This is a genomic window from Corallococcus caeni, from assembly GCF_036245865.1.
In the GTDB taxonomy this organism is placed as follows: domain Bacteria; phylum Myxococcota; class Myxococcia; order Myxococcales; family Myxococcaceae; genus Corallococcus; species Corallococcus caeni.
Window position 1 is genome coordinate 1 of sequence record NZ_BTTW01000051.1, and the last position, 538, is coordinate 538.

1 protein-coding gene is annotated in these 538 nt (G+C 56.5%); it reads right to left on the reverse strand.

The window, feature by feature from the left end; translation table 11 throughout:
• Positions 1 to 192: 192 nt before the first annotated feature.
• Positions 193 to 538 (reverse strand): hypothetical protein (locus tag AABA78_RS38865; RefSeq protein WP_338270587.1); only part of this gene is annotated, 346 nt, incomplete at its 5' end.

The following is a 538-nucleotide window of genomic DNA, read 5'->3' on the forward strand; positions in this document are numbered from 1 at the left end:
AAATAGGGCAGTCAACGAGCGGGTTGACAGCGAACGCGGCGAAGAGATAGAAGCCGCGCCCCCACCGAAGAGAAGCAGTCCGGCAGGCAACACACGGACGGCAAGCGGTGAAGGAAGCTGACAGCAAGCAGGTTGACAGGGAACGCGGCGCTGAAGTAGAAGCCGCTCCCCTTCGAAAAGAAGCGGCGAAAGTCACTGGACGGCGCCGACGAACTTCGAAGCAGCCCGCAGGACGCAAAAGCGAAGTTGACGCTGACTGCGAACTGAAATAGAAGCTGCAACCCCGCCGGTTGGAAAGAAGCCGGCAAGCAACAAAGCCGCAACAGCGGTTCGGTCTTTGAAAACCAAATAGCAAGCCCAAGTAGTAATGGATTGCGGAAACCCGCAGTCAATTTTTTGAGGGCGCTTCATCTCAAGAGCAGCGCTGAAAAGCGCAGCGAGAGGGAAGTGCCGACGAATCAGCGAGCCGAGACTCCTTAGCCGGGTCTCGGGGAACGCCGGTTCAAGCAAACCAAGAATACAATTGGAGAGTTTGATC